Below are 24,534 nucleotides of genomic sequence, written 5' to 3'. Positions count from 1 at the left end.
TACGGCCTGCGGGCCTTTCGCTCCTTGACCAACCTCGAACTGAACCCGCTGGTTCTCATCGAGGGTGCGGTAGCCGCTGCCCTGGATCTCCGAGTAGTGGACGAAGAGGTCCTTGTCACCTTCGTCGGGGGTGATGAAGCCGAAGCCCTTGTCCCCGTTGAACCATTTCACAGTTCCCTGTGCCATTTACTTACTTCTCTCATTCAAATATGGATGTACCAAAAACATCCAAGCGACCAGGCTAGCACGCGCTGATGCAGTTGCTGAAAATGATTCCGGCGCTGGAAAATCGGCGCTCAGCTCGAGGCGCTGAGGATCTTGATTGCGAAGACGAGTGTGTCGCCCGGCCGGATTCCCGCACTGGGCTGACCGTTCGGGTACCCATCCGCGGAGGTCATCGCGACCGCGACGGTTGATCCGACCTTTTGCCCGGAGATGGCCTTCTGGAAGCCCGGCACGACTCCGCCAAGTGGAAAGTCGACCGGCGCGCCCCGTTCATAGCTGCTGTCGAATACGGACCCGTCGCGTCCGTTGACGCCCATGTAGCAGACGGAAACCTTGGCCGTGGCCGGGACCACCGGTCCATCACCGGCGCGCAGCGTCTGCACCTGGGTCTGGCCCACGCTGAACGGCGTCGTCACATTCACCCGCGGAGCCGTCGTATCCGTTGATCCGGTGACCGCGACGCTGCCGGTGGTCCCGGTCAGCGTCCATTCAGGCGTTCCGCCACCCGGCGGTGCGGCGGTCGGGCACGAGCCGGCCGCGGTCGCCGTCGCCGGCGCGGCGAGTGGGAGGACGAGCGCCGCGACGCAAGCTGCGAGCGTGATGGAGGAGGACTTCACGGCCGTCACGCTACAGTCGCTTATCGCATTCCTTACCGGTGGCCCACACTTGGTTTCTTCAAGCGAAGTGGCATCAGGAAGCTTGCGGGGAAAGGCACTCCTCGGGTTCGGATTCGCACAACGGCGTGACCCCGCGTAATCGATACCGGTGCGCGGCCACCCAGCGGTAGACCGCCTCCTGCACCGAACGGATTCCCGGCACGCGGTAGATGCGTAGCGGCAATTGCGTTCCCAGAGCCGTCGATATCGCCGCGTTCATCGCCTCCGCGCCGGCGAACACCGCGCCAGATGAATCCAGCCACCAGCTAGTTTCCGACAAGCGCTCCGACGCAACTCCCAGCCGCTCGGACACTCCCGGCTTCTGCATGGGCTCGGTTCGCAGCCGCCCGGTCCTGTCGAGCCGGAGGAGGCCGTTGCGCGCACGCGTGCACACCCCGCAGTTTCCATCGAAAATCAGAACGCCATCCATACTTCGAGTGTGACCCTCTGGCGTCTGGAGCGCGATGTACCGACCGTCACTGGAGACTCTTATCGACGCATAGTATGCTCACAGTAAATAGTGAACGTTTCCGTCTACAATGTGCAGAACGAAGGCGCCATGTACACCGCACCATCGCCTTTTGACGACCCAACCGCGCCAATCGACGTTCAGACCCTGCGGGCGTGGTGGGAACGCCAACGCCAGGAAAGCCAGGTCGTCGAGCGGCGGAGGCGAGAGCGGGTCGCGGTTATCCGTCAGAGATAGCCGCGCTGGGGGATTCGGCCATTTTGCGTGCCACCGCATCGAATGCACGCAACGTGTCGAGCATGTGCGGCTCGTGCGAGTGAGGCTGGGTGGACACCTTGGCGGCAACTATCTCTGCAGCGCGGTTGACGTAGATCATCTGGCCGCACATGCCCAGGCACAGCGCGACGTTGCTGTCGGGGTAAGGCAGCCACACTTGGTTGCGGTACATGCCGCCGGGCAGCTCGGTGTCGTCGGGGCTGGCGGCGAAAGCCTCACGCGAGTCCGGACCGCCGTCGAGGGTGTCGGCGATCCACGCCGCCGGCACCACTTGCTGGCCGGTCAACGACGCGCCGTCGTGCAGGAGTAGCGACCCGAACCGGATCATGTCGGTGAGGCAGGCGCTGACGCCACCGTCGAAGAATCCAGTGCCCGTCGCGTCGACGGCAATCGCGGCGTCGCGTTGGGCGCCGATGCGGCTCCACAGCAGTTCGGACATCAGCTCCGGCATCCGCTGGGCGCCTGCGGCCTCGCAGATCCAGCCGAGGACGTCGGTTTCGCACGAGCGATATTCGAACGGACCGCCGTGAGCCGACTTCTGCCGCAAGGTCAGCAGGAATTCCTGCAGCGTGGTGGGTGCGTCCGGCCGAGTCCTGGGCGCCCAACCCATCGCCTGGTCGAGCAGGTGGATCTCCGCGGCCGGGTCGTCGTAGTTTTCGGAGAAGGCGATGCCGGATCTCATGTCCAGCAGGTGGCGCACCGTCGCGCCGGCGTAGCCGCAACTCGCCAGGGCGGGAACGAATTTCGTGACCGGAGAATCAAGGTCGATCGCGCCGGCGCCATGCAGCGCGCCGACGACGGTTGCGATCAGGGACTTGCTCACCGAAAACAGCAGGTGCCGGGTCTCGGTCCCCATGCCGTCCAGATACTCCTCGGCGATCAGCGCCCCGCGGTGGGCGACGGCCCAGCCGTCGGTGGCCGTGGCGGCCATCACCGCGCCGACGGTGGTGGACGTCCCGTTGGTGTTGGTCACCGGGACCTCGGCCAGGGGAGTGGGGGACGCCGCGATCGTGGCGATCGGTCCGGTCCCACGCGAGATTCGCGCGGTCGGCACGAAGTCTTCGACGTGTTGGAACGACCAATGCGAGTAGGGCGGCGCCAGCCAGTTGTCCAGTGAGATGCCCGCCGGGCGGCTCACGCGCGTGCGACGAGCCGCGAGACGATCGGCGCGGCCGGAGTCAAGGGCGTCGAGGTGAACTTCGCCTTCATCCCTTTGACCCAACGCTGGCAGCGCTCGCTGAGCTGATAGTCGTCCGTCTGCAGGTGTGAGCGAGTGACCAGCACGCCCAGTTGGGCGCCCTCGGAACGTAAGTCACCGGGCGCCGCGACCCGCATGTAGAACGCCTCGGAGCCGTCGAGCAGCGTGGCCCAGTCGTTGGCGGTCCGCGAAAAGGAGACCCGGCCCTCGTCGTCGATGCGCCAGACCCCGGTGCGCGGCGTCGCGGTGAAAATCTCGATATCCGGCGAGGTCTCGGTGAGTATCACCTGGCCCCAGACCTCGTCCTCGCCATAGCCCCGCTCCCAGCGCGAGTTGATCTCGTCGATGTCGAGGTCGTACTCCACGTCCATGTACTCGAGCAGGTGAAAGAGGAACAGCGGCATATCGGCGTAGGCCTCGGTGGTCAGGTTCGTCATCGGGCTGGCGCCGGACAGGCGCGGGTTCACCTCGCCGAGGTAGAGCTCGTCGGAGTCGAGGTCGTGCAAAAGGTCCACCTCGAAATAGCCGAGGTAACCCTCGCGGCGCATGACGTCGCCCAGCTTTGTCACCATTTCTCGGGCGGCGTGCGTCTGCGCGGGCGGCAGCACCTCGTGCCAGATGTCGTTGCCGCACCAGCTGCCCCGGCTCGGCGTCAGCTCCGAGTAACCGACGAGGCTCGTCATCGCCGGGCCGACCACGGTGCCGTGGCGGGTGACGGCGCCCTCCAGGCACACCTCGACGTTGCGGATCCGCTTCATGACCTTGAGTTCCTGCCCGACCAGGTCACCGGCGTGCTGGTCCCAGTCGCGCTGACCGTGCACGAAGAACGTGCCGCTGCCGGCGTTGCCGTAAGCGATCGAGATGACGAGGTCATCGCCCAAGCCGGCGTCTTGTGCGAGCGCCAGCAATTCGTCGTAGGAGCCGGCCCGTCCGATCGTGTTGGGCACGCTGGGTACGCCCGCCTCGTCGGCCAGGCGCGTCATGACGATCTTGGAGCCCAGGCGATTTCGCAGCTCGATCAGCGGATGCATGACCTCGAGACCCGCCGACCGCGCGAGGGCCTGGATCTCCTCGTTCATCATCACAAAGCAGCACTTGCCGCCGGGGCCTTTACCCGCGATGAACTCGAGCGTCTCGGGATCGGACAGCAGATGGCTGCACACTTCGTCCATGGAGTCGAAATCGCGACGGTCGCGTCGCCGGGGCACGAACACGCGCGAGTGCGTGCCCTCGAAAGAGTCAAAGTAGGTCAGGTAGAAGAAGTTTCGTATCCAACGGTCCACGCCCAACAGGTTGAACGGGGTCGGGGAGATGAAAAAAAGCGGCGTCTTATTGGTGTGGAAGAACGCCCGCACGTCCGATAGGCCGTTCAGCTTGCGGCGCGGCTGCGGCTCAGTTGCCATGTTCACGCCACCCATTCTGACGTCTGTGCCGGAGACCCGTGCAAGGACAGCGGCGGGGACAGGGGCGCAGCGGTCAGCGCGCCGGTACTGAGATGACATTCCTCCATTGCATAAGTGTGCGCCACGTCCACAGCCGATGTCGGTGGATCTGCGGGGTGGCGGCTCATCGCGGGAACCAGGTCTCCGATACCGTTTGCCCCTACGGCCGCTCGGAGAGCATAAACCGGTGTCCTTCAGGGGATCGCAGACCCATCTCGCGCCGGCCCCACGGCTCGGTCGTCGGGGGTTTCAGGATGTCGGCGCCTTCGGCGACCGCGCGCCTGTAGTACTCATCGATGCCGACGACGGTCAAGTACGCGATGTAGTTGTGGTCACCGAGGTCCGATGCCGGCAAGGCCGCCGGACACCGGCCGAGCCTGAACGTCACCGACCCGGCCGAGCAGAATGCCCAATTACCTGGGTCAGGCTCGGTCACCGTGCAATTCAATATTCGGGTGAACCACTCCGCCGCACGGTCGAGATCACGCACCGCGAGGACAGGGTCGGCGCCAAGAAGCGTCATGTGTCCAGTCTGCCGCATCGATCGCGCCGAATTCCTTGTCCATTACTTGCCGACGAGGTTGCAATTGATCGACATTTCTGAGCCCGTCGCGGCGCGAATTATCGTACGTCGTTGCCGTGTCGACGATCTCGTTCGCAACGGCCGCCAATTGTCACAAACGCCATTGCCATCCGCGAATCTTCCCCGCGGAGACGTCGTCGCGGAACGGGGCGGATCAGCGGCACCCCGCTCTTTCAAGTCTTGGTCCGACTGCGAATATCGCCCGCGTCGGGTGGACGGTCGTTATCGTAAACGGCGCGACCCGCACACGCCGCTGCGAACGGGGGTGACATGTCGGAGAGCCTGGCGCAGGCACTGGCCGCGTCGATGGACCCGGTGTCTTTGATGGGACGCATCGCTGAGCAGGCTTGTGCGTTTATGCAGAAGGCCGATGGAGCGGCCGTCACGCTGCTTCGCGCCTCCGATAACGCGTACGTGACCGTTTCCGGACACGGCGTGCTCGCGACTACGCCGGGTTTCGTGGTGCCCAAGCAGAACAGCATCCAGGGGCTCGCGGCGCGGGAGAAACACCCGAAGCTGATAGACGACGCCGCTAGCGACCGACGCCTATCGGCACGTGTTCGCGCGATGAATAAACAATGGGGCACCCGGTCGTGGGCGGCGATTCCCCTGATGTACAACGACGACGCCATCGGTTCACTGCTCCTGGCCGCGACCGCCCCCGCCGCGTTCACCGACACAGATGTCGACGCGATGCTCGCCATCAGCGAGTTCGTTTCCGCGGCGATCGGCGCGCAGTCACAACTGTCAACGCTGCTTACCCACGTGATGAGCGACAGCGACGAGCGCGGGCAACGCGCCCTCACAGAGCGATTCATCGCCTCAGTGATGTTGCCGGAGGCAGTGGACACCGAGGCGCTGCAATATCAAGTGGACGAACTGCTGGCACACCCGAACGCTCTCAGCGCCGTCTTTCAACCCATCGTCCATCTGAAAAGCGGCACGACGATCGCCTACGAGGGGTTGATAAGGTTTCCGGAATCGTCGGAGATGACCCCGACGGAATGGTTTAGCGCTGCCCGGCGCGTGGGCCGGGGCATCGAATTGGAACGCGCCGCGCTGTGCACCATCCTCAGCGCTGCGCGCGGCATCCCCAGTGATCGTCCAGTCGCCGCCAACCTGAGCCCAAGCGCTGCGCTCGAGCCAGCGATTCAAGACCTGCTTACCGCCCAGGACCGGGCGTTGGTCGTGGAAATCACTGAGCATGAACCGTTCCCCGACGACCTCGGCCCGAGCCTGAGGCATCTGCGCGATCGCGGGATACGTGTGGCAGTCGACGATGCCGGCGCCGGATACGCCAGCTTCACGCAATTGCTGCGGTTACATCCAGACATCATCAAGATCGACGGCGAGTTGATCGTCGGCATCGACGGCGATCCCGTCAAACGTGCGTTGGCGACCGCACTGAATTCGCTGGCCGCCGAGCTGCACGCCAAATTGGTGGCCGAAGCTGTGGAGACACCCAGCCAGCTCCAGACGCTGATTCGTCTCGGTATCGAATACGGCCAAGGCATTCACCTTGGAGCACCTCAACCGGGCGCTCATACTCCGGCATAGCTGGCGGGCATCACCTGTAATATCGTTCGCTGATCTTCACGCAGTATTGCGTTGAATCGCGGCAACATTCTCAGGGCGGTCGAGGAGGCGTCTCTACAGATGGCTTCGCTGGCCGAGTCGAGAAGTTTCGCGGTGTTTCGCGGTCTTGTCGGTGAATGGTGGAATTCACCGGTCGACTATGCCGCGCAGGTGCAGTACTTCGCCAAGCGGTCGATGGCAGAGGCCATCCGGGTAATGATCGGGGTGGGTAACGGGCTGACGGTCGTGACTGCCCTGGCGATTCTGCTGCCGTGGGCCGGCCCGGATCGTCTCGTATCTCGGATCGTCGTGGCCTCGTTCGCCGCCCTGGTGATGTTTTGGGTGATCCGATGGTGTTTTCGACCATGGCCGACGTTGCCGGTGTCGCGCGCGTTCGTCATCTCCTGCGACATCGGCATCGCCACGCTGGCGTTTTACGAACCAACGTGGCTCGCGGGCCTGTACGGGTTCAACGCGTTTACGCAACTCTCGGTCTATCTGCTGTTCTTTGACGGACCGAGATTCCTTGCGCTGCATACCCTGTGGATCTTCGCGTCGACGGCCGTGTTTGCCGTGCGGGCAGCTGCGGACGCACACTTTGACGGTTTGGTCTTCGTCGCCAGCATCCTCGCCGCGACAACACCAGTCCTTGCCGCACCCGTGGGAATCCAGTTCGGAATCCGGACGCTGCGCAACGACGCAAACGAGTCGGTCACCGATCCGCTGACCGGTCTTCTCAACCGGCGGGGCCTGCACCTGCACTTCGCCGAGTTGTTGAGCGACCATCATCCCTCGGGCGGGCACCTGGCCGTGATGGTCGCCGACCTCGACCGCTTCAAAGACATCAACGACACCTTCGGCCATCCGATCGGCGATGACGTCTTGATCCGCACCGCTCGGCGGATCGAATCTGCGGTGCGCGGCAGTGCATTAGTAGCGCGAATCGGGGGAGAAGAATTCGTCGTCATCGAGGTCACCGAGCCTGGCCACGCACAACAAACCGCCGAACGAGTCAGGCACGCGATCGCCGCGCCGGCCGATCACGCTCCAGTCACCGGCAGCATCGGTGTCACTCATGTCGACCTCGGCATCTTCACCGCACTAGAGGCCGACCGCATTACCCTCCTCGACACCCTCCTTGGTCGAGCCGACCGCGCGATGCTCGATGCGAAACGCAAAGGCGGCAACATCACAGTCCACATAACGCCCGTCGATCAAGGCAATTGAATCGTCGGTCCGGTGCGCGGCACGCTCGCGCGCCGGCATTAAGCGGCGAAACCGAAGCTGCTTTGGCGCTTTCGTCCAACACTCCACGTAGCATCAGCGGTCCGGGCTGGCCGACCAGTTGGGCGCGGCAGCCCAGCCGGGACGTTTTGCTGCGGGGTGACCCAGTTCCGGCGCCGGCGAGCGTGGTTGGCACGCAACGAATCTGTGCTGTGACCGTTAGGGATCGTTACCGCGATCGTGATTTTCACAGTCGTATCTTGGATATACGACAGAAGGCTGATGCCTTCGACACCCACACCACGCCTATCGGCGTCCGCAAGCCTGGGGGGCTGATATGACCACCGCAATCGCCGCGCAGGACCTGGTCGAGAAATGCGCGGCCCAGGGACATGACGATCTCAGTTCGGCGGTCGCACGACTCAACTCGAATGCCTACGGCGATCTCGTCGAATTCAAGCCGCGCTGGCGACTCACCGAAGAAGAGATCGTCCACGCGGCGATCACGGTGATCTTGGTGGCCCTCGTGGTGGTGATCTGCGTCGCGGGCGGCGCCATCTTGACGATGGGTTAGCACCCTGATCAGGACGCGATGAACCCAAGCAGATCCGGGTTGAGGACGTCCGCGTGCGTGGTCAGCATGCCGTGCGGGTAGCCGGCGTAGGTCTTCAACGCGCCGTTCTGGAGCAAGTCGAACGCTCGGGGCACCGAGCTGGTGAACGGAACGATCTGATCGTCGTCGCCGTGCATCACCAGGACGGGAACTGTGATGGTGCGCAGATCCTCGGTGTAATCGTGCAGCCACGAAAGCACGGTCTCATAGTGCGCCTGGGCACTGCCGGACATGCCCTGTCGCCACCAGTTCGCGATCACCGCCTCCGACGGCTCCACCCCTGATCGGTTGAATCCGTAGAACGGACCCTCCGGCACCGCGCGGTAGAACTCCGATCGATTTCCCAAGACCCCCGCCCGCACCGCATCGAACCACTCTTGGGGTTGCCCGCCCGGATTGTCCTCTGTCTGCAGCATATTCGGCGTCGGGGAGGAAACCAGGATCGCCTTGGCGACCCGCTCCTGGTGGCGCGCCACATAGCGGGCCACCTCAGCACCGCCGGTGGAGTGCCCAATATGAACGGCCTCGCCCAGGTCGAGCTGCTCTGTCAACGTGGCCAGGTCGGCCACCCAGTGCTCGATGTCATTGCCGGTGCCGACCTGATCGGATCGGCCATGCCCGCGCCGGTCGTGAGCAATCACCCGATAACCGTGGTGCAGAAAGAACATCATTTGCACGTCCCAGTCGTCGGCCGTAAGCGGCCAGCCATGACTGAAAACGATCGGCTGCCCAGATCCCCAGTCCTTGTAGAAGATCTCGATACCGTCCGACGTGGTGATGGTAGGCACAGTCGTCCCCTCGCCGTCGCCTGTCGCGGGCGCTCGCCGCGATCGAATGACAGTCAACCGCAAGTCACAAGTTTTTTCCTGCGGGCATTACGGCGGTTGAGTGTGCGGCACGGCTCGCGAGGCGCCAAACGTTGGTAGGCCGGCTTGCGCCTCAAGCGGCGACCATTCCATACAAGGCTTTCTGCAGCACAATCAGCGCGTGGGCCTCAGCGGTCCGATCCCGACCGAGCAACCGATTGCAGTGCATGTGGATATGACTGTGCAGCAAGTCATCTCGGATTATCGACTCGCCTTGAGTGATGAAGTTGATGCGGTCAGCCATAGCGTCCAGCTCGTGCCGCCGGGCCGCGAGGACAGTATCGATTTCTGCGTCGACCGTCGACCTCCCAAGCCCGCGGCATAACACGCTCCGCACTTGACGGATCTCGCTGCGCAGCGATGGGTATGGCCGGGGAATGCGGCTGACGATCGCCGATGTCCAGCCAAGTTGGTCGCTGTTTTCGTAGCCGGCGTGCGCGAGCAGATCGTGAATGGTAATTGCGGCGAGGACTACGGGCTCGAGGTCGATTGCTCCTGCGCGACGCAGTGACAGCAGTTTTGCGACGGCGCGACTGTCGGCGCCGAACACCTTCTCCGAGTAATCCATTCCGGCGACACCCTTATAGCGTTCGACTTCTCGGCAGTAGGTGTCGATCGCGGTACTCAGGCACAGATCGCGGTCGATGAGTTGTTGATTCCATGCGCATAACCGCGGCAGCACAGCAGTCATGAGCACCTCAGGTTCGCCGCGAAAACGCAACCGGAGGTGCGGGTCGGGATCGGTGTAGCGAACGAAGAACCAGTCGTGGACCAAACCTGACGCGGTGAGCGGATCACACAGCATGCCGACGGTGTCGCACAGCACCTCTTCCTCGGCGTTGGAGGGGCAGTAAAGCTTGCAGTACAGCCAGTCGCTGCCCGGTGCTCGCAGGCGGTCCGTGGCGTGAACCCTGGTTGGGGCAGTCGGGGCAGCGGCGACCCTGGTCGGTGCCTCGGCCATTCGCATCAGCGGGATCACGATCTCGGCGACGTAGCGGCCACCGGGTCCATGCAGCCACGCTTGTTCGGGTGTCGGCAGCGCCTCCTCGACGATGGGTGGTTCGCGTCGGGTGAATCGCCGTAGCTCTAGCCGCAAACCATTCAGCCCGAATTCCGTCTCGAGATCGACAAAGAGCCGGTGGTCGCCCGAGCCGACGTGGACATACCTGGGGACGCCCCAGCGACGCCGCCACTGGTCGACGGCCGCCGCGAAGTCGGTGACGCTACCAGCGGACTTCGTGATCAAGTCGGCTGCGCGGAACCGTGCGGGGCACAGCACGGTTCGACCGACCCGCACACGCGGCAACGCGGGAAGCAGCGCAGCGTCGCCCCAGTCGAATGGCCGATACGGCCCATGTATGCAACGTTGCGCGTCGACGAGGAAGCGGACGACGTCGGGTGCCACCGTCTCGTTGAGCATGTGTCCCGCGGTAACGCGGACCTCCGCGTTACCGGCGGTCCACCAAATTCGGAATCGGCCCTCGACCGCCTCGACATCAAGCTCGTGGAGTGCGATGACGCGCTGTGGCGGTACGCCTGGAGTCGCTGCGATAACGATTTCGTACTCCGAGAAGTGCGGACGCACGGCCAGGTTCGCCCACCGGGTCTGGGCGGGGCTGTAAACCAGTTCAGCGCACACGATTCCGGTGTGTGGCCGCCGATCGGCGGCACTCACTTGCGCGAGCGCATCGGTAGCCGGCGTACCAAGAAGATCAGCGAAACGCCCGAGGTTGCGGCCGGCGGTCGGGGCGCCCAAGTTGGCGCCGACCACCAGGGTGAACAAGCCATTGTCAATGTCGTCAGCTGACGACGCCAGCACGGATACGGCGACGTCCAGTGAGGAAGGGGGGGTCGTCGTCGAGGATTCGGTGCGCAGTCGAGCCAGCATTTCGCTGTCGAGTACGACTTCAGACCGCTTCTCGATCAAAGCATTAATCGCGATCTCGGTGAGCACGCGGTTCCGGCTGCTGTGATCAGGTACCGGCACATCCGTTGCGGCATAAGGTGACCCGAGACCGAAGTGCGGGTCGAGCAGCTCGAGGAGGGGTATGGGCCGCCCCTGGCCGTACCTCGACTCGAAGCGGGAGCGATATGCGTCGATTTGGCAAGTCTGAAACGGCGTAGGCGACAGCTGCAGGAGGATGTCGGCCGCACGGGCGGCTTCGGCGGCCACCACGCTGCTGATATGGGTGCCGGCCAAGGACAAACCCATGTCGACCTGTGGCGGCTCGGTAGAGAGATCGACGCCGAGCCTCGCGGCACTGTTTTGGAGGGCTCGGTAGTCGTCGATCGTCGCGAGTACTCCAGCGTCGAACGTGGCCATCGCCGAGAGCAGACCTTGGAGGGTGTCGTACGCGGCCGCGGCGGCCGGGATACGTGCGAGTCGATCTGCGACGTGGGCGGCGGGGTCACCGCTGGTCAGCGGAGGAAGTAGGTCGGTCGTAAGGAACTGCCGCGACCACAGCTGCTCGACAAGCTTCTCGGCCTTTTCGACGGTAGCATTTGAATCCTTCGCCAGCCGCTCGACGAGTTCTTGGTGTGTAATACCGTTGCGAGCCAGGAGGATTGCCTGCCGAGCTACGCGAGTTGCCCGCACGGAGACGGTCTCCCAACGGGGCTGGTCGTCGTCCCCGCGGCTCAGGGCGAATATCCGCCCGCTACGCTCGTAAACCGCGGAGTTGGCCCGGTAGGACAGGTGGCGGCGAATTTCGATATCGGCTTCCGCGGAGCCAACGAACTCAGTCAGCCATTTCATGTCGGGGCGGGTGCGGGTTCTTGGTCGGCCGCCGACAAGGACAGCGTCGGTCGTCGCGCCCCAGCCGATCAAACCGACGCCTGCGAAAAGACCAAACGGTGTGGCGCGGCTCGACATTCGAACGAGGTAGTGGTGCAGGGTTCGAGCCAGCCGGGAGTCGGGCTCGACGACGTCGACGCGCTCCAAAGCCGAATGGACGCCGGGATTGGCTATCGCCAACGCAGCTAGCATCAGTTTGTCGTCGAATGCACCACCAAGCGGACGTCCAACGTTCTTCGGGTCCAATCCGACGCTGTCACCGGTTTTCTCGGTCAAATATGTGATGGGCAGTAACGGCGCGCGAAGCATGCCCCAAGGCGCGGGTTCGTAGCGAGGACTGCTCCGCTTCGCGTTGGAATCAGCGACGGACGAGCCGGAGCGCCAGGAATCGTCAAGCAATGGATAACACTCGATCCCAATCCGGAACACGCGGGGCCGATACGGCCATCAACACTGCGGCAATCCCGGCAGTGCCCTCCAGAAAGCTCGGATTGTCGGCGTCGTCGCCCCGTTCAGTGACGCGATAGCCGTAGGGTGCGGTTGAGTCGAAGCGGCCAAGGATCTCGACGGTGAGCGCGCGCACGTGCTCGGCGAATCGTTCATCGGACGTGTCGTTGTAGAAGCGCAGGGCGATCTGCAGTAAGCCCGCCACGCCGTGACATAGTCCGGGTGAATCAATCTGCTGCAGGTGGGCCGGTCGTCGCAGGGCAGTAAGCATGGCGGTGACGGCGGCGTCGCGCCAATCGTCACGACCGAGCGCGAGCGCGGCCTGCCACAGCCCGCGGGCCACTCCGGGGGCGCCGTAGCACCACGCAGCCCTAGTGGGCGTGTGATCACCGGTAGGGGAGTCGGCGGCGATCCCGACCGGCCAGTTCATGCCATATGCGTCGTCGGCGCGATGCTCCAGCAGCCATGTCGAAGCAGCCGTGATCGACGACTCCAGTCCCGGAATCCGCACGCCACGCCGCCATGCGCGCGCTAATGCCGCGAGAATCCCGGGGACGCCGTGGGCCATTCCGCAGTTCAAATACCCTTGGGGGAACTGATCACGCAGTGTCGTCGTCGGGATCCGTTCGACGGGGGTAAGCCACTGTGCCGGTGTGTCCTCGGGTCGGTCTCCGAGGAGAAGCTGCGTCGCGGCCGTCAGTGTGGCCAATCCGCCACCGTGCTCGACGCGCTGGGCGAAATACGAGCTTATGCCTGGCAGGCCGGTGACAGGGTCGACGTCAGGTGGGATGTTCGATGGCGGATCCGATAGCGACGATACGAACGAGGTAAGCGTGTTGTCGATCGACGTAAGGAGCCGCTGGAAGCGACGGCCACCGTCGGAGAGCTGCGCCACGACGAAGCCCAGCCCGGCCAGACCTTCGAACAGACCCGGCGCTGTTACCCCGGACTGCTGGGCGTTCATCACGGCAAGGCGCGTAAGGCGATGCGCGACCTCCGTCCAAGATGGATCCGCCGTGCATTGCCCGATGTAGCTGCTGACGAGTGCGGTACCCGCATCACCTTCAGCTATCGACCACGCGCGCCAATGGCTGGTGGGCTGATCCGACCCGGGTCGGTGAATGATTCGCTGGGCCAACGTCAATGCAAGCGAGCCAGCGCGCTGACGCTGCGCCGGCGTCAGCGGCGAACACCAACCGGAGACCGCGTCGGAAAGATCAGCGTTCAGTGTGGTCGCACCCAGCGTGTTCAGCGGCCTGATGTTCTTCGGTTACTGCGGTGGGCATGCCGCGTGTCCCGACGGGTGCGGCGGGGGGCAGGCCACATGGGTCGGGCATTGTTTGGTCGATGGGCAGAAGTTGTGCGATGGGCATAGCGAGCAGCTCACGCCGAGTGAACAGCCACCGCAGCTCGCACCGCCGCTCATCATCGTTTGGAGAGCGAACTGCTGTGCTTCGATTCGAACATCGAGATCGAAGTCGTCGAGTTCGTCACCGGTGAGTGTGCGCGTGTAGTCCACGGCCGCGTCGGCGCGGATACGCACCGACACGACTTCATGACCCGGAAAGGGGGAAATCTCCGCAGGAATCACCGAGGCGTAGAGGACATCGTTGAGCGCGAACTCTGCGAAGTAATCCAGCGTCGAATTCAAGTACAACCGCTGGTACTCGGACCTTTCCGTGTCGCCGGGAAATCCGACCAACTCGATGGATCGCCGCGGCGGTTCCGACGGATTCGGACGGACGCCGGTCACCAACGGATGTTGTGCGAAGGAGGAGACGGAATCGCCTGAGGAGTCGTTGTCGTCCGGGTCGTTGATGTTTCCCATCTTGGCTCCCTGGATCGTTACGGATTGATCGATATTCGACGAGCCCAACGCCAACTAATTTGAAACATACCGACGGCCGATTGCGCAAGCCAAAACGCGACGCGCACGGAGAACCTTCGAAACGCGCTTACACCGCTGACTGAAACCCTCGATATTCGGTTCCGGCATCTGGGCTCGGCGTCGCTGCTCAGTTCGAGTGGTCTACCTCGTAGTGCGTCCGCTCGTCAACTCGTCAACTGGCGGTGTATGTCCGATCACTCGTGTTTCGCCTCGTAGCGCAGCAGGACAATGCCGCCCGGGAAGGTGCGGTTCTCCAAGAGTCGCAGCGAGATCCATGACGGCAGTGCCGGGAAGAACGGGGTGCCGCCGCCCACGGCGGTGGGTGTGACCACGATCCGATACTCGTCGACCAGTCCGGCTCGCACGATCGGCGCGGCCAGCGTCGCGCCGCCCACCTCCAGCCTGCCGTCGGTTTCGGCTTTCAGCTTCGTTACCACCTCGACCGGGTCGCCGCGTTCCAGGCGCGAGTTCCAGTCGACGGACTCCAAGGTGCGCGAGAACACGACTTTGGGCATGTCGCGCCAGATGTGAGCGAAGTCGACGATCAGGGGGGTGGCGTCCGGGGTCTTGTCGGCGGTCGGCCAGTACGCGGACATCAGTTCGTAGAGCCGCCGGCCGTAGAACGACAAGGCGGTCTCCCGCTCGAAGTCGTTCCAATACTGGTGAAGTTCTTCGCTCGGCTCGGACCAGTCGATGTTGCCCTGTGCATCGGCGATGTACCCGTCCACCGACACGTTGAAGCCATAGATCAGTTTGCCCATACCAATCAGACTGCACCGGAGGGCAAAACTAATCGCCACTCCACCCGTCCGTTGCGGCACTCGACGGACGTAAGGCTTGGGCGGCACGGGAAAACCAGGGAAAGTCGTGATCACATTCCTGCGCGTCGGCGGCCGTACCCGATGCCGGACGCCTTCAAGGCGCCAACGGCAGAAGCCTGTTTCCTCAGGACATTTCGACGACTGGGCCGGTCAGCGAGCGCCCCGGAACCGCCACCGAGGCGGACACCTCGGAGCGGACGTGCGGCAGGGTGAGACTGATGACCACGGTCGCGGCGATGAAGGCGAGCGCCAGCCACCAGCCGAGGTCGAAGTCGGACACCGAGGCGGTGGGCCCCAGGGCGGTCACCAGGATAGCCACGCCCAGTGCCGAGGCCACCTGGCGACCGGAGTTGACCAGCGCCGAACCCGTGGCGGCGCGTGCGGGCGGCAGTGCGGTCGCGCCGGCGGCCATGAGAGTGCTCAGCGTCAGTCCGACCCCGATTCCGCTGAGCAGCATGCTGGGCAGCAGATCGGTCACGTAATGTGGCGCGGCCCCGGCGAAGACGATTCGCCAAACCAGGGAGCCGGCGAACAGCGCGCTTCCGATCGCGGCCACCGGGCCGGGACCGATGCGGTGGACGAGCCGCGCGGACCCGAAGGTGACGACCGGCACCAGGGCCGGGCTGGGCGCCATCGCGAGACCGGTGCGCAACACGCTGTAGTGCCAAATATTTTGACACCAAAGCGAATTCGACAGAAGCATGATGGCGAAGGCGGCGCCGAAGCAGAAGAACGCAACGTTGGCGATAGCGAAATTTCGGATCTTCAGCAGCGGTAGTTCGAGCAGCGGGTGCGGGTGCCGCGCCGTCCGCCACAAGAATCCCGCCGTACCCAGCATGGCGAGCGCCACCAAAGCGCCCGTGCCTGCCGAGACCCATCCCCAGATGGGCGCCTGCACCAGCGCACCGGTCAGGGCGGCCACGGCGACGATCAACAGGGCACTGCCGACGAGGTCGGGCAATCGCTCGTCGCGGCGGGCCGGTTCGAACGGCAGGACACGGCGGCCGAGGAGCCACGCCGCGAGCCCGACAGGCAGGTTCACCAGGAATACCCACCGCCAGCTGAAGGTGACCAGGACCCCGCCGAGCACTGGCCCGCAGACCGCGGCCAGCCCGCCGACGGCGGCCCAGCCGCGGGCCGCGTTGGTGCGACGATGCGGTTCCACCGAGGCCATCAGCAAGGCCAGGGATGTGGGCAGTTGCGCGGCGGCGCCGACGGATTGCAGGACGCGCGCGGCCACCAGGATGGCGAGATTGGGAGCAATGGCACAGGCCAGCGAGGCGACAGTGAATACCGCGATGCCACAAAGGAAAACCCTTCGCTGTCCGAACCGGTCACCGAGGCGCCCCGCCGGTATCAGCAGCGCGGCCAGCGCGATGGCGTACGCGTTGAGCACCCACGAGGCGGCGGACAGCGAGTTGCCGAAGCCGCGCCCGATGTCCACAAGGGCGACGTTGACAATCCACAGGTCCAGGTTCGACATGAACACGGCCGCCACGACCACGGTGGACATGATCCACCGCGTCGCAGCACGGTTTGATTTCCGGACCGTCACAGGCAGCAGACTAGCGGCCCGACGGTTTGATATGCAAACCTAGGGCGTATGTCCGTACGCGCCGCCCAAAACCCGGGACCGTTGCAGACCCCGACGGTCCGGGGTAGGCCCTGCGCGATCGCCGCCGCCTTGGAGATCGTCGGGGACCGGTGGTCCCTGCTGATCATTCGCGAGGTCCATTTGGGGCACCACCGCTTCGGCGAAATCGCGCGGAACACCGCCGCGCCACGCGACCGGCTGGCCGCCCGGCTCAAGGAACTCGTCGCCGCTGGTGTCCTCGAGCGCACAACGTACCAAGCGGCGCCGCCGCGCTGGGGCTATTACCTGAGCGAGGCAGGTCGTGACCTGATACCCGTGCTGCAGGTGCTGCGCCAATGGGGTAATCGGTGGGCGGTCGAGCAGCCGCCGATCTCGATGCGTCATCGCGACCACGAGTTGTCGGTCGGTCACACCTGCGACGCCTGCGGGGAGCCGGTCGACTACGCGGAAGTGAAGCGCGTCCGGGTCACCGGCGAATGTTGATCCGATGTCCGCGCCGTTGGGAATTGGTTGGGACAGTATCGGTCTCCGACACTGCCGGTCGCCGTGGGGGAGAATAAGATGCCAGCCGCAGGAGAAGATCGCACTCTGGCCTATCTCGTCGTGCGCCTTGCCATTGGGGTCAGTCTGCTTGGGCATGGTGTGGTTCGGCTGCCGAAGCTGGGTGTCTTTCACGCTCACTTGATGAGCGAGTTTCACACATCGCTTCTGCCTCGGGCGCTGGTCTCCGGCTGCGGCTATGTTTTGCCGTTTGTGGAGTTGCTGAGCGGATTGCTGTTAGTGGCCGGCGCAATGACGCGTATGGCCGCGGTGGCGGCCAGCTGCGTGATGATGATCCTGATCCTCGGCGCGACGTCGATCGAACGTTTCGACCTTATCGGCGATCAGCTCGTTCACACGATCTTTCTCGCTGCGGTCATTGCGTTCCGCTGCGATAACAGATACTCCCTAGACCGGCTGCTATCGCGACGCCGACAGCTCAACACTGGCCCCTCAGGGACTTAGAGGAGCCGCTCGTTCGCGTGCTGCCTGTTGGCCGCCATGCAAAGGAGTATTCAATTCGTGCGTTTCCCCGATGAGGCGGGGTGCGCGAGTCGAGTTCCTAGCCTTTCCAGACGACCTTGTCGGTGCCTCCGGCGTCCCGGTAGACGACACTGTCGGGGTTCGTACCGTTGCGAACGTCGAAGTAAATCCGCCCCTTGACAGGGGTGCCTAAGGGGAGCGGCCCCTCGGGAAGGCCGTCGGTTTGGTTGCCCTTCATCACCGCGAATGTGGAGCTGTTGACGGCCCGAGCGTTGAAGTCGGCGATGTTCGGAGTTGCGTTACCGCTTACGCCCGTGGCCGTGACGTCGGAATACCAAATGCCGTCGTTGTGGCCACTAGGTTGCAGGTTGCTCACGGTGTAGTCGATGGTGCCGCCATTACTGGAAAGCTCTGCCATCTGGCCGAATTGCAGCACTTGCGGATCGGCGAATGCCGGTGTCGCCGCGAGGATTCCGGCCGCCGCCAATGCAGCTGTTGCTGCCATTGTTTTCGATGCAATGTGTGAGAACGCCACGTCGGGCTCCCTTCGTGATGTGCCGGCTGTCCACCAGCGACAGCTAGTTCACAGGTGAGGTCTATCCAAAGCTCGGAATCTCAAACCAGATGCTTGCTAAATAAACGCATGTCGACCCGGCCCCTTGATCAGCGGACATCGAAGCGATGTACGGAACGAGCGTGCCGAGCCCATGGCGGATTTCATCGAGCATCGGTGATTCCTACTCAGGTGCTCTGCTTCGCCGGTCGCGACCGCGTCGTAGGGTCGTTTCGGAGCCACGGCGACTCCGACCACATGCGCCACTCAAGTGGCTCGGTTGTGGTCCCGGCCGGGCGAGGGGGTCGGCCGCAATTCGACGCACACCACAGCGAGACGCGAGGAGGAACCCGTTGAGAACGATCGCATACCGCCACCCAGCAGTCGTCGTCCTTGCCGCCGTCGCGCTGATTGCTGTCGGCTGCAGCAATAGCAAGAGCGTCGACGCGTCGCCACCGCCTCAGGTCGGGGCGAACGCCACCTCCACGTCTAAAACCCCAGTGCAGCCCAGCGAGGTGAAGCTCATCGGGGAGAGCGACGTCCAGGTGACTCTGACCGGCCCGATCGCTGCCAAGTACTCGTCGGCCACCGAGGATCAGAAGAAGGCTCTCGGCAAGCCGCTGACGGGTGACCGCAACGCGGGGACACGGGACAGTGGCGTGGTGTTCCAGCAGTTCCAGGGCGGCGTGATCACCGCCAAGAACGACGACGCCAGCACGCCCGCGTATATCACCCTGGGCAAGATCCGGGAGGCCTGGAATATCCCACGCGACCCAGACGGCGCGCCCGCGATCACCGGCACTAACGGTTCGGCCGGTCCGCTGGGCTGCCCGACCAGCGACGTGAACGCCGTTGGCGATCTGCTCGTGTCGACCTTCGAGCACGGCAGGATCGAGTACAACCCGACAAGCGGCCAAGTCAGGGTGACGGTAAACGGCAAGGTCGTTCCATCCGGGCTCTAGCCCGAATCAGAAGCATCGGATGAGTTCTTCCGCGGCGATCAGTGTCACGCACGCAAGTCTGGAACTGGGCACGCCAAGCTTGACCGGTAAAGCCGCATATTCGATCCCGTCGTATTGGCAGTGTCACGCAGTCGGCCTTGGCGGTGCCGAGCCCGACATAAGCTGACCGTGCCCCGGGGAAAAATAATGCTGGGTATCTCGGTTGTTGGATCGTCGGGCGCGACCGAACCGCTGGGCGCCTACGGTCGCTTGCGAAGTCCGTCGAAAAGGACTGCAAGAAACTGGCCCTGGTCGTGGTCGCCGGCGGCGGCGGCGCCGTAAAGGGCCGCTGTCATCGCAAGGACACCGGTTGCGGTGGTGTCGGCGCGGACTTGCTGACCGCGCTGAGCGCGCTCAAGCAGCGCACCACACGTTCGGCGCATGGTTTCGCAGGAGTTGAACAGCGGGGATTGTGGGTCCTGCAGGGTGCGGATGACTGAATCGGGCAGGCCCTGATACGTCGCGGCGTCGGCGCCAAAGACTTCGAGCCACTCGAAGAGCGCCGCACCCGCATCCTCGCGGCTAAGCAGGCGCTGACCGAGGTCGGTGAGCCGGGTCATGCGCTCGGCGATCAGGTGCGCGAGAAGATCTTCGCGGGTGGGGAAGTGGGAGTAGACGGTTCCGATAGCCACGCCGGCGGTTTTGGCAATTTTCTCTAGGGATGCGCCGATGCCGTCACGGGTAAACGCGTCATCGGCGGCGGCGATGAGTCGCTCGTAGTTGCGTTGTGCGTCGGCACGCTGCCGGCGAATCGGAGGTGTTGTCAAGTTGAGGTAGCCTCACTATCGTAATTGAGTATGTCTCAAGTTAACCAGATGGCGCGGCAAACACTGGGCCCGTTCGGGATATGGCTGGGCGGCCCCGAACACGTCAGCGACACTGTGACCGCCCAACGCGATGCGCTACGCCGCCTGGACGCCCTTACTACCTACGGTTCGATCTGGACGGGCGAAGGCGTGGGCGGCCGAGATATCTACGCGCAGTTGGGGATCTGGCTGGCGGCCACACAGCGACTGGCCGCTGCGGCCGGGATCGCCAATGTGTGGGCGCGCGCCCCTGAGGCCGCCCAGGCCGCCGGGGCCACGCTGGCCGAGGCCTATCCCGGCCGATTCATCAACGGCATCGGCATCGGACATCCAATCCAGGCCGACCAGGTAGGCGCCGACTACAGCACACCGCTTGCCACTATGCGCAAGTACTTGCAGCGCATGCAGCGGGAAGCCCAGCAGAGTCCGCTGGCGATGCGCCCCTTTCCAACCGTGATCGCCGCCGTGGGACCGAAAATGCTCGAGCTAGGCGCCGAATACGCCGACGGCGCCCACCCCTACTTCGTGCCTGTCGCCCACACCGCCGACGCGCGCCAGCGCCTTGGCCCCCGTCCGCTATTGATTCCCGAAAAAGTGTGCTGGTCGACCCGACCGAAGAAACGCTGGCCGCCTATCGGCAGAGGTTATCTATCGGCACCCAAATCTCGCACTATCGCGCCGGGTTAAAGCGCTTTGGGCTGTCCGATGACGACCTCGACCACCAAACTGACAAGTTCTTCGATGCCGTCGCCGTCGCGGGCACACCAGAACAGGTCGCGCAACGCATCATCGACCACCTCGACGCCGGCGCCGATCACGTCCTGGTCTCGGCGTTCGGAGACCTGGCGTCCGTCACCCACCAGTTGCAGCGCCTGGCACCCGCACTCGACGCCGCTCACGCACACCGCAAAACCGCGGCGAGCGCCGCACGATGACCACGATCCTCCTAGCCAACTGGTCCCCGGCTACCTCGCACTCGACGCTAACGCGGCCCGATGTCCGCAGGCCGGTATCGCCACAGGCGCCATGGGAATGTCCCAGGGCGGGAATCCATGCGCGGATGGTTGCCGAGACACCCGGCTGCCAAGGGAGTTCGCGAACGACTCAGACGAGCAAGGTGCTTGGGGCGCTCTAATGAAGATCTTCGACGCATGTCGGCCAACGCCGAAACCATGCCATGTCAAACGGGATTCGACCATGGGCCACGTTCGCGCCACGCTCACCTCTGACCGGCTGGGCGCCCCGAAGCGTCGACAAGCGGTCGAACGCGCCAGCGAGGCGGCCTCCCATGGCGAATGACTGGAACTCCCAAAACGGCTATATCGTCGAGGAATTCCGCGCGAGCGGTGGTCGCGTGGGAGGCTACTTTGCGGACAAGCCGCTGCTGTTGTTGACGACGGTCGGCAGACGGTCGGGCCAGCTACGGGTCAATCCGCTGGGCTTTCTGCGCGACGGTGCGAGGTACATCGTGTTCGGATCGGTTGCCGGATCGCCGCGACACCCTGACTGGTATCACAACCTGGTCGCGCACCCAGAAGTTCTTGTGGAAGTCGGCACCGAGAGCTTCGCGGCCACCGCGACAGTCGTCGTCGATCGCGAACTTCACGACCTGATGGATCGTTTTGCCGCCGAGAATCCCGGCTGGTCCCAATACCGCGCAATGACCTCGCGTGAGATCCCTGTTATCGCACTGACCCCGCGCAACCAGCAGTGAGCGCTCCCAAAACCGGCGCCGGGGGGACTGGGCCGGGCGCTCAGGCGAAGTGGGCAAGCCTGAGGAGGTTCTGTCAGACGTCACCATCGTCCACGGGCACTGACGTCAGTCCCCCGGCAGGGGACTAGGTTTGCGAGCACCCGGTACGTCTTCACCGCCGCCTCACCCCAGTTACGCACCTGGGCATTGCAACTTGGCCTGCTCGCCGACGCCCCGTCCACCCGACTTGACAATTTGCTCCGCCAAAAGCCGTCCGAATCGTCGAACAGCCTGAAATCCACGCCAGCAAGGGAGCTTCGGCTTCAATCATGGTTCACGATGCGCGTTCGCGCCCTTCCGCCTCGGGACCACACGCGCCAGGATCCAGTCTGCGCACGACCAGCCACGCATTATTGAGATACGCGATCGCCGCGTATAGCCGACTTGGATCGTCGCCAAACGCTCCCAGACCGGCATTGCACGACGGGCAGAGAAGGCCCCGAATGGCACGAGTCTTGTGGTCGTGGTCAACGGCCAGCGGCACCTTGAGCAGCGGCTGGCCGTCGCTGCGCGGACGACCACCTACCCTCGTGAGGTCAATATCGGCCTCTTTAGTGCCGCAAACACCGCAGCGATAGTTCTGCTCGGCCCGGAGCGCGTCATACTGCTCGGGGGTGATGCGGTACTTGGCCCAAAGGTTGGCACGACGGATTTCCGCTGGACTCTGCAGGAGCCGGCGTGCTCGCTGGTAGCACGCCATGCACAACGGGGTCCGCTTGGCCGCACCGCGCCATCTTTGTCCGTGGCTTGAGTTGACCACAGCCATTGGTGGTTGAGCATCGGATGAGTTCTTCCGCAGGGATCACTGTCATGCACGCAAGTCTGGAGGCGGGCACCGACAAGCGTTACTTGACATAGTGTCGCTTATCGGTACAACGGATCAGCATGAGACTTCGAGACGGCGCGCTGTACTGCACAGACGGCCTTGAGCGTCCCGCACTCGGACTGCTCGCCATCGCCCCGACCCATATGGTGGTCGGCACGTCAGGCCAGAGCCGATAGCTCCATCGATGAAGTGATGCGCCGACCTCCAGCATTGCAGCGGCCGGCCGACCGGTCCGGCGACTCAAAAGCCCTTTTTCCCTTCCAGCCCGCTAGCTCAGCAATACGTCACCGTGACGAAACGATCTGTCGCGCAGTGTTATTGACGCACCGCATAGGATGGACCGAACACTGCCCAGAACCATCGCTGCTACGAAGCCGCCGACGAACCCGACCATTCGGCGCCCACGCTCAACGCCCTCGCATCGACAACATTCGCCGTCCTGCTAGCGGACCGCCCACCACCGTCGTCGGCACGCCGGGAGCCCGCTCCCCATATCAAGGATTTCCCGCTCACCACCATCCCCGCGGCAACCAGGCCCGGTCCGCCCAGCCATGGACAATACGTCACTGTGACGAATTGCTGTGTCGCACAGGCTTTTTGGTGCGGATGAGCATCTGAAGAAATGCCGCGATTACGACGCGGCGTACGAAGCCAGCTTTTCAGCGATGATGTTGACCGACATGGTCCCATCGGTCGCGACCGCGTTCACGAACTGTTCGGCGTCGTCGATGTCAAAATCACCCAGTTGGATTCCGTTGATGTATAAGAAAGTCCATGCGGCCGCCCAAGCGGTGCGCTTGTTGCCGTCGGCAAGCGCGTGGTTGCGCGCAAGCGATTGCATCAGCGCGGCCGCCTTGGAGAGGTGGTCGGGATACGCGTCAATGCCGAAGACGGTCGCGCGAGGCCTCGCAACGGCCGCGTCGAGAAGGCCGTAATCGCTGACCGTGAGGACCTCTCCGACAGCCGCCGCGCCGGCGGTGAGGACGTCATCGCGGTCGAGAAATTTTGTCACGCCAAACGCTGGTTGAGTTCAGCCGACCGCGTCGCGACGATCCTCGCGGCCTCAGCGACCCGGCGCTTGTGCTCACTAGCCGCCGACAGAATCGCCTGGTGGGCGAATGCGCGGAGAGACATGTCATCGCCCGCGGCCGCAATGCGGATGGCCTCGAGTTCTTCGTCGGTAAACGGGATGTTCAACGAAGGCATGCGCCTATGGTACTGCATTTGGTACTAATTTCAGTACCGCAGATCGCTGTATGCGTGTGGCGCCTAACCTGACGCGACCACCGAGGCGGAGCTCCATGGCGCCAGCCGCTCCGACGGAGCCGTCGCCTCCGGAAGGTCGTCGCTGACGTCCCAAGTTGCCGAAAGTCGGCCGACGCCTAGCGCGATCGCGCAGTGCACGCCGAGTTCAACGAGCTCGTCTTCGCTGAAGTGCTGGCGCAGCTCGTCGTAAACCGCGTCATCGATGGCGAGATGGTCGGTGGCGAATAGCTCCGCGAAGCGCAGGGCGGATCGCTCGGCGGCCGAGAGGTTTTCGGCCTCGGCCGGGCGTTCGAGCGAGCAGACCGCGTCCTGGTCGAGGCCGTCGTCGATGGCGCTTTGGTAACGCACCGCGATGCAGCTTCGGCATTGGTTGAAGAACGCGATGCGCAGCCGCACCAGTTCGAGCAGCCGGGGCGGCAGCGTGCCATTGGTGCGCAGCGCCGCGGTTAGGGAGCCCAGCGCCTCGGCCACGGCGGGCAGGCGACCCATGATGCTGGCGACGCCGAGGTTGATCCGATCCCCTTGACCGAGATCTTGGATCGGCACCGCGGCGAACGCGCTCGAAGGCTGGATTCGTGTCACGTCATCGTCTCCCGTTCACCGAGCGGTCTGGCCGATCTCCTGGAGTATGGCCG

Annotated in this window: 27 protein-coding genes; 8 read left to right on the top strand and 19 right to left on the bottom strand. The window is 64.1% G+C overall.

The window, feature by feature from the left end; all coding sequences use genetic code 11:
• From AC5Y4S_RS21410 to AC5Y4S_RS21385, 6 genes are all read right to left on the bottom strand, one after another.
• Nucleotides 1-186 (bottom strand): cold-shock protein (locus AC5Y4S_RS21410; RefSeq protein WP_500034602.1); only part of this gene is annotated, 186 nt, incomplete at its 3' end.
• 110 nt (nt 187-296) lie between these two features.
• Nucleotides 297-851 (bottom strand): FKBP-type peptidyl-prolyl cis-trans isomerase, encoded by a 555-nt coding sequence (locus AC5Y4S_RS21405; protein ID WP_500034601.1) that lies wholly within the window; start codon nt 849-851, stop codon nt 297-299.
• Between the two features lie 64 nt (nt 852-915).
• On the bottom strand, nt 916-1,311 hold the full coding sequence (locus AC5Y4S_RS21400) for a thiol-disulfide oxidoreductase DCC family protein (RefSeq protein WP_500034600.1): 396 nt from the start codon (nt 1,309-1,311) through the stop codon (nt 916-918).
• Between the two features lie 259 nt (nt 1,312-1,570).
• Nucleotides 1,571-2,764, bottom strand: a complete 1,194-nt coding sequence (locus AC5Y4S_RS21395) for a serine hydrolase domain-containing protein (protein WP_500034599.1) — start codon at nt 2,762-2,764, stop codon at nt 1,571-1,573.
• Entirely contained in the window at nt 2,761-4,242 is a 1,482-nt protein-coding gene (locus tag AC5Y4S_RS21390; protein WP_500034598.1) for a biotin carboxylase, read from the bottom strand. Before AC5Y4S_RS21390 ends, AC5Y4S_RS21395 begins: the two co-directional genes overlap by 4 nt.
• A gap of 184 nt (nt 4,243-4,426) precedes the next feature.
• Nucleotides 4,427-4,789 (bottom strand): VOC family protein, encoded by a 363-nt coding sequence (locus AC5Y4S_RS21385; RefSeq protein WP_500034597.1) that lies wholly within the window; start codon nt 4,787-4,789, stop codon nt 4,427-4,429.
• Between the two features lie 330 nt (nt 4,790-5,119).
• On the opposite strand from AC5Y4S_RS21385, the gene AC5Y4S_RS21380 reads away from it, so the two are divergent.
• From AC5Y4S_RS21380 to AC5Y4S_RS21370, 3 genes are all read left to right on the top strand, one after another.
• On the top strand, nt 5,120-6,406 hold the full coding sequence (locus AC5Y4S_RS21380) for a sensor domain-containing phosphodiesterase (RefSeq protein WP_500034596.1): 1,287 nt from the start codon (nt 5,120-5,122) through the stop codon (nt 6,404-6,406).
• Nucleotides 6,407-6,505: 99 nt separating this feature from the next.
• Nucleotides 6,506-7,651 (top strand): GGDEF domain-containing protein, encoded by a 1,146-nt coding sequence (locus AC5Y4S_RS21375; RefSeq protein WP_500034595.1) that lies wholly within the window; start codon nt 6,506-6,508, stop codon nt 7,649-7,651.
• A 334-nt stretch (nt 7,652-7,985) separates the two neighbouring features.
• Nucleotides 7,986-8,222, top strand: coding sequence for a hypothetical protein (locus AC5Y4S_RS21370; RefSeq protein ID WP_500034594.1), 237 nt, complete (start codon nt 7,986-7,988; stop codon nt 8,220-8,222).
• An 8-nt stretch (nt 8,223-8,230) separates the two neighbouring features.
• Here AC5Y4S_RS21370 and AC5Y4S_RS21365 read toward each other — a convergent pair whose 3' ends face one another.
• The 6 genes from AC5Y4S_RS21365 to AC5Y4S_RS21340 form a co-directional block, all read right to left on the bottom strand.
• On the bottom strand, nt 8,231-9,049 hold the full coding sequence (locus AC5Y4S_RS21365) for an alpha/beta fold hydrolase (protein ID WP_500034593.1): 819 nt from the start codon (nt 9,047-9,049) through the stop codon (nt 8,231-8,233).
• A gap of 151 nt (nt 9,050-9,200) precedes the next feature.
• A complete protein-coding gene (locus AC5Y4S_RS21360; RefSeq protein WP_500034592.1) occupies nt 9,201-12,197 on the bottom strand; it encodes a lantibiotic dehydratase in 2,997 nt (998 codons plus the stop codon).
• A gap of 115 nt (nt 12,198-12,312) precedes the next feature.
• Nucleotides 12,313-13,506, bottom strand: coding sequence for a lanthionine synthetase C family protein (locus AC5Y4S_RS21355; protein WP_500034657.1), 1,194 nt, complete (start codon nt 13,504-13,506; stop codon nt 12,313-12,315).
• 132 nt (nt 13,507-13,638) lie between these two features.
• Entirely contained in the window at nt 13,639-14,196 is a 558-nt protein-coding gene (locus AC5Y4S_RS21350; protein ID WP_500034591.1) for a hypothetical protein, read from the bottom strand.
• Nucleotides 14,197-14,450: 254 nt separating this feature from the next.
• Entirely contained in the window at nt 14,451-15,017 is a 567-nt protein-coding gene (locus AC5Y4S_RS21345; RefSeq protein ID WP_500034590.1) for a dihydrofolate reductase family protein, read from the bottom strand.
• Between the two features lie 184 nt (nt 15,018-15,201).
• On the bottom strand, nt 15,202-16,590 hold the full coding sequence (locus tag AC5Y4S_RS21340; protein WP_500034589.1) for an MFS transporter: 1,389 nt from the start codon (nt 16,588-16,590) through the stop codon (nt 15,202-15,204).
• Between the two features lie 90 nt (nt 16,591-16,680).
• Between AC5Y4S_RS21340 and AC5Y4S_RS21335 the strand changes: the two genes are divergently transcribed.
• Nucleotides 16,681-17,154 (top strand): winged helix-turn-helix transcriptional regulator, encoded by a 474-nt coding sequence (locus AC5Y4S_RS21335; protein WP_500034588.1) that lies wholly within the window; start codon nt 16,681-16,683, stop codon nt 17,152-17,154.
• A gap of 78 nt (nt 17,155-17,232) precedes the next feature.
• Nucleotides 17,233-17,676: a DoxX family protein gene (locus tag AC5Y4S_RS21330; RefSeq protein ID WP_500034587.1), complete on the top strand. Its 444-nt coding sequence runs from the start codon at nt 17,233-17,235 to the stop codon at nt 17,674-17,676.
• 97 nt (nt 17,677-17,773) lie between these two features.
• Here AC5Y4S_RS21330 and AC5Y4S_RS21325 read toward each other — a convergent pair whose 3' ends face one another.
• The gene (locus tag AC5Y4S_RS21325; protein WP_427078972.1) at nt 17,774-18,229 is read right to left on the bottom strand and encodes a DUF1942 domain-containing protein; all 456 of its coding nucleotides are present in this window, start codon (nt 18,227-18,229) and stop codon (nt 17,774-17,776) included.
• 371 nt (nt 18,230-18,600) lie between these two features.
• On the opposite strand from AC5Y4S_RS21325, the gene AC5Y4S_RS21320 reads away from it, so the two are divergent.
• The gene (locus tag AC5Y4S_RS21320; RefSeq protein WP_500034586.1) at nt 18,601-19,209 is read left to right on the top strand and encodes an LGFP repeat-containing protein; all 609 of its coding nucleotides are present in this window, start codon (nt 18,601-18,603) and stop codon (nt 19,207-19,209) included.
• A 239-nt stretch (nt 19,210-19,448) separates the two neighbouring features.
• Here AC5Y4S_RS21320 and AC5Y4S_RS21315 read toward each other — a convergent pair whose 3' ends face one another.
• Entirely contained in the window at nt 19,449-20,015 is a 567-nt protein-coding gene (locus AC5Y4S_RS21315) for a TetR/AcrR family transcriptional regulator (protein WP_500034585.1), read from the bottom strand.
• A gap of 48 nt (nt 20,016-20,063) precedes the next feature.
• Here AC5Y4S_RS21315 and AC5Y4S_RS21310 point away from each other — a divergent pair, with 48 nt between their 5' ends.
• A complete protein-coding gene (locus tag AC5Y4S_RS21310) occupies nt 20,064-20,741 on the top strand; it encodes an LLM class flavin-dependent oxidoreductase (RefSeq protein WP_500034584.1) in 678 nt (225 codons plus the stop codon).
• On the opposite strand, the gene AC5Y4S_RS21305 is transcribed toward AC5Y4S_RS21310, so the two are convergent.
• A complete protein-coding gene (locus tag AC5Y4S_RS21305) occupies nt 20,738-20,953 on the bottom strand; it encodes a hypothetical protein (protein WP_500034583.1) in 216 nt (71 codons plus the stop codon). The genes AC5Y4S_RS21310 and AC5Y4S_RS21305 overlap by 4 nt on opposite strands.
• Before the next feature lie 389 nt (nt 20,954-21,342).
• On the opposite strand from AC5Y4S_RS21305, the gene AC5Y4S_RS21300 reads away from it, so the two are divergent.
• Nucleotides 21,343-21,768, top strand: a complete 426-nt coding sequence (locus AC5Y4S_RS21300; protein WP_500034582.1) for a nitroreductase family deazaflavin-dependent oxidoreductase — start codon at nt 21,343-21,345, stop codon at nt 21,766-21,768.
• Between the two features lie 313 nt (nt 21,769-22,081).
• On the opposite strand, the gene AC5Y4S_RS21295 is transcribed toward AC5Y4S_RS21300, so the two are convergent.
• From AC5Y4S_RS21295 to AC5Y4S_RS21280, 4 genes are all read right to left on the bottom strand, one after another.
• A complete protein-coding gene (locus tag AC5Y4S_RS21295; RefSeq protein WP_500034581.1) occupies nt 22,082-22,507 on the bottom strand; it encodes an endonuclease VII domain-containing protein in 426 nt (141 codons plus the stop codon).
• Between the two features lie 757 nt (nt 22,508-23,264).
• Nucleotides 23,265-23,645: a type II toxin-antitoxin system death-on-curing family toxin gene (locus tag AC5Y4S_RS21290; RefSeq protein ID WP_500034580.1), complete on the bottom strand. Its 381-nt coding sequence runs from the start codon at nt 23,643-23,645 to the stop codon at nt 23,265-23,267.
• Entirely contained in the window at nt 23,642-23,839 is a 198-nt protein-coding gene (locus tag AC5Y4S_RS21285; protein WP_500034579.1) for an antitoxin Phd, read from the bottom strand. Before AC5Y4S_RS21285 ends, AC5Y4S_RS21290 begins: the two co-directional genes overlap by 4 nt.
• Before the next feature lie 63 nt (nt 23,840-23,902).
• Nucleotides 23,903-24,481 (bottom strand): carboxymuconolactone decarboxylase family protein, encoded by a 579-nt coding sequence (locus tag AC5Y4S_RS21280; protein WP_500034578.1) that lies wholly within the window; start codon nt 24,479-24,481, stop codon nt 23,903-23,905.
• Nucleotides 24,482-24,534: the final 53 nt, after the last annotated feature.

This window comes from Mycobacterium sp. NGS64 (assembly GCF_059812245.1).
Note: the sequence above shows the minus strand (reverse complement) of the source record. Positions and strands in the feature narration are given on the sequence as shown.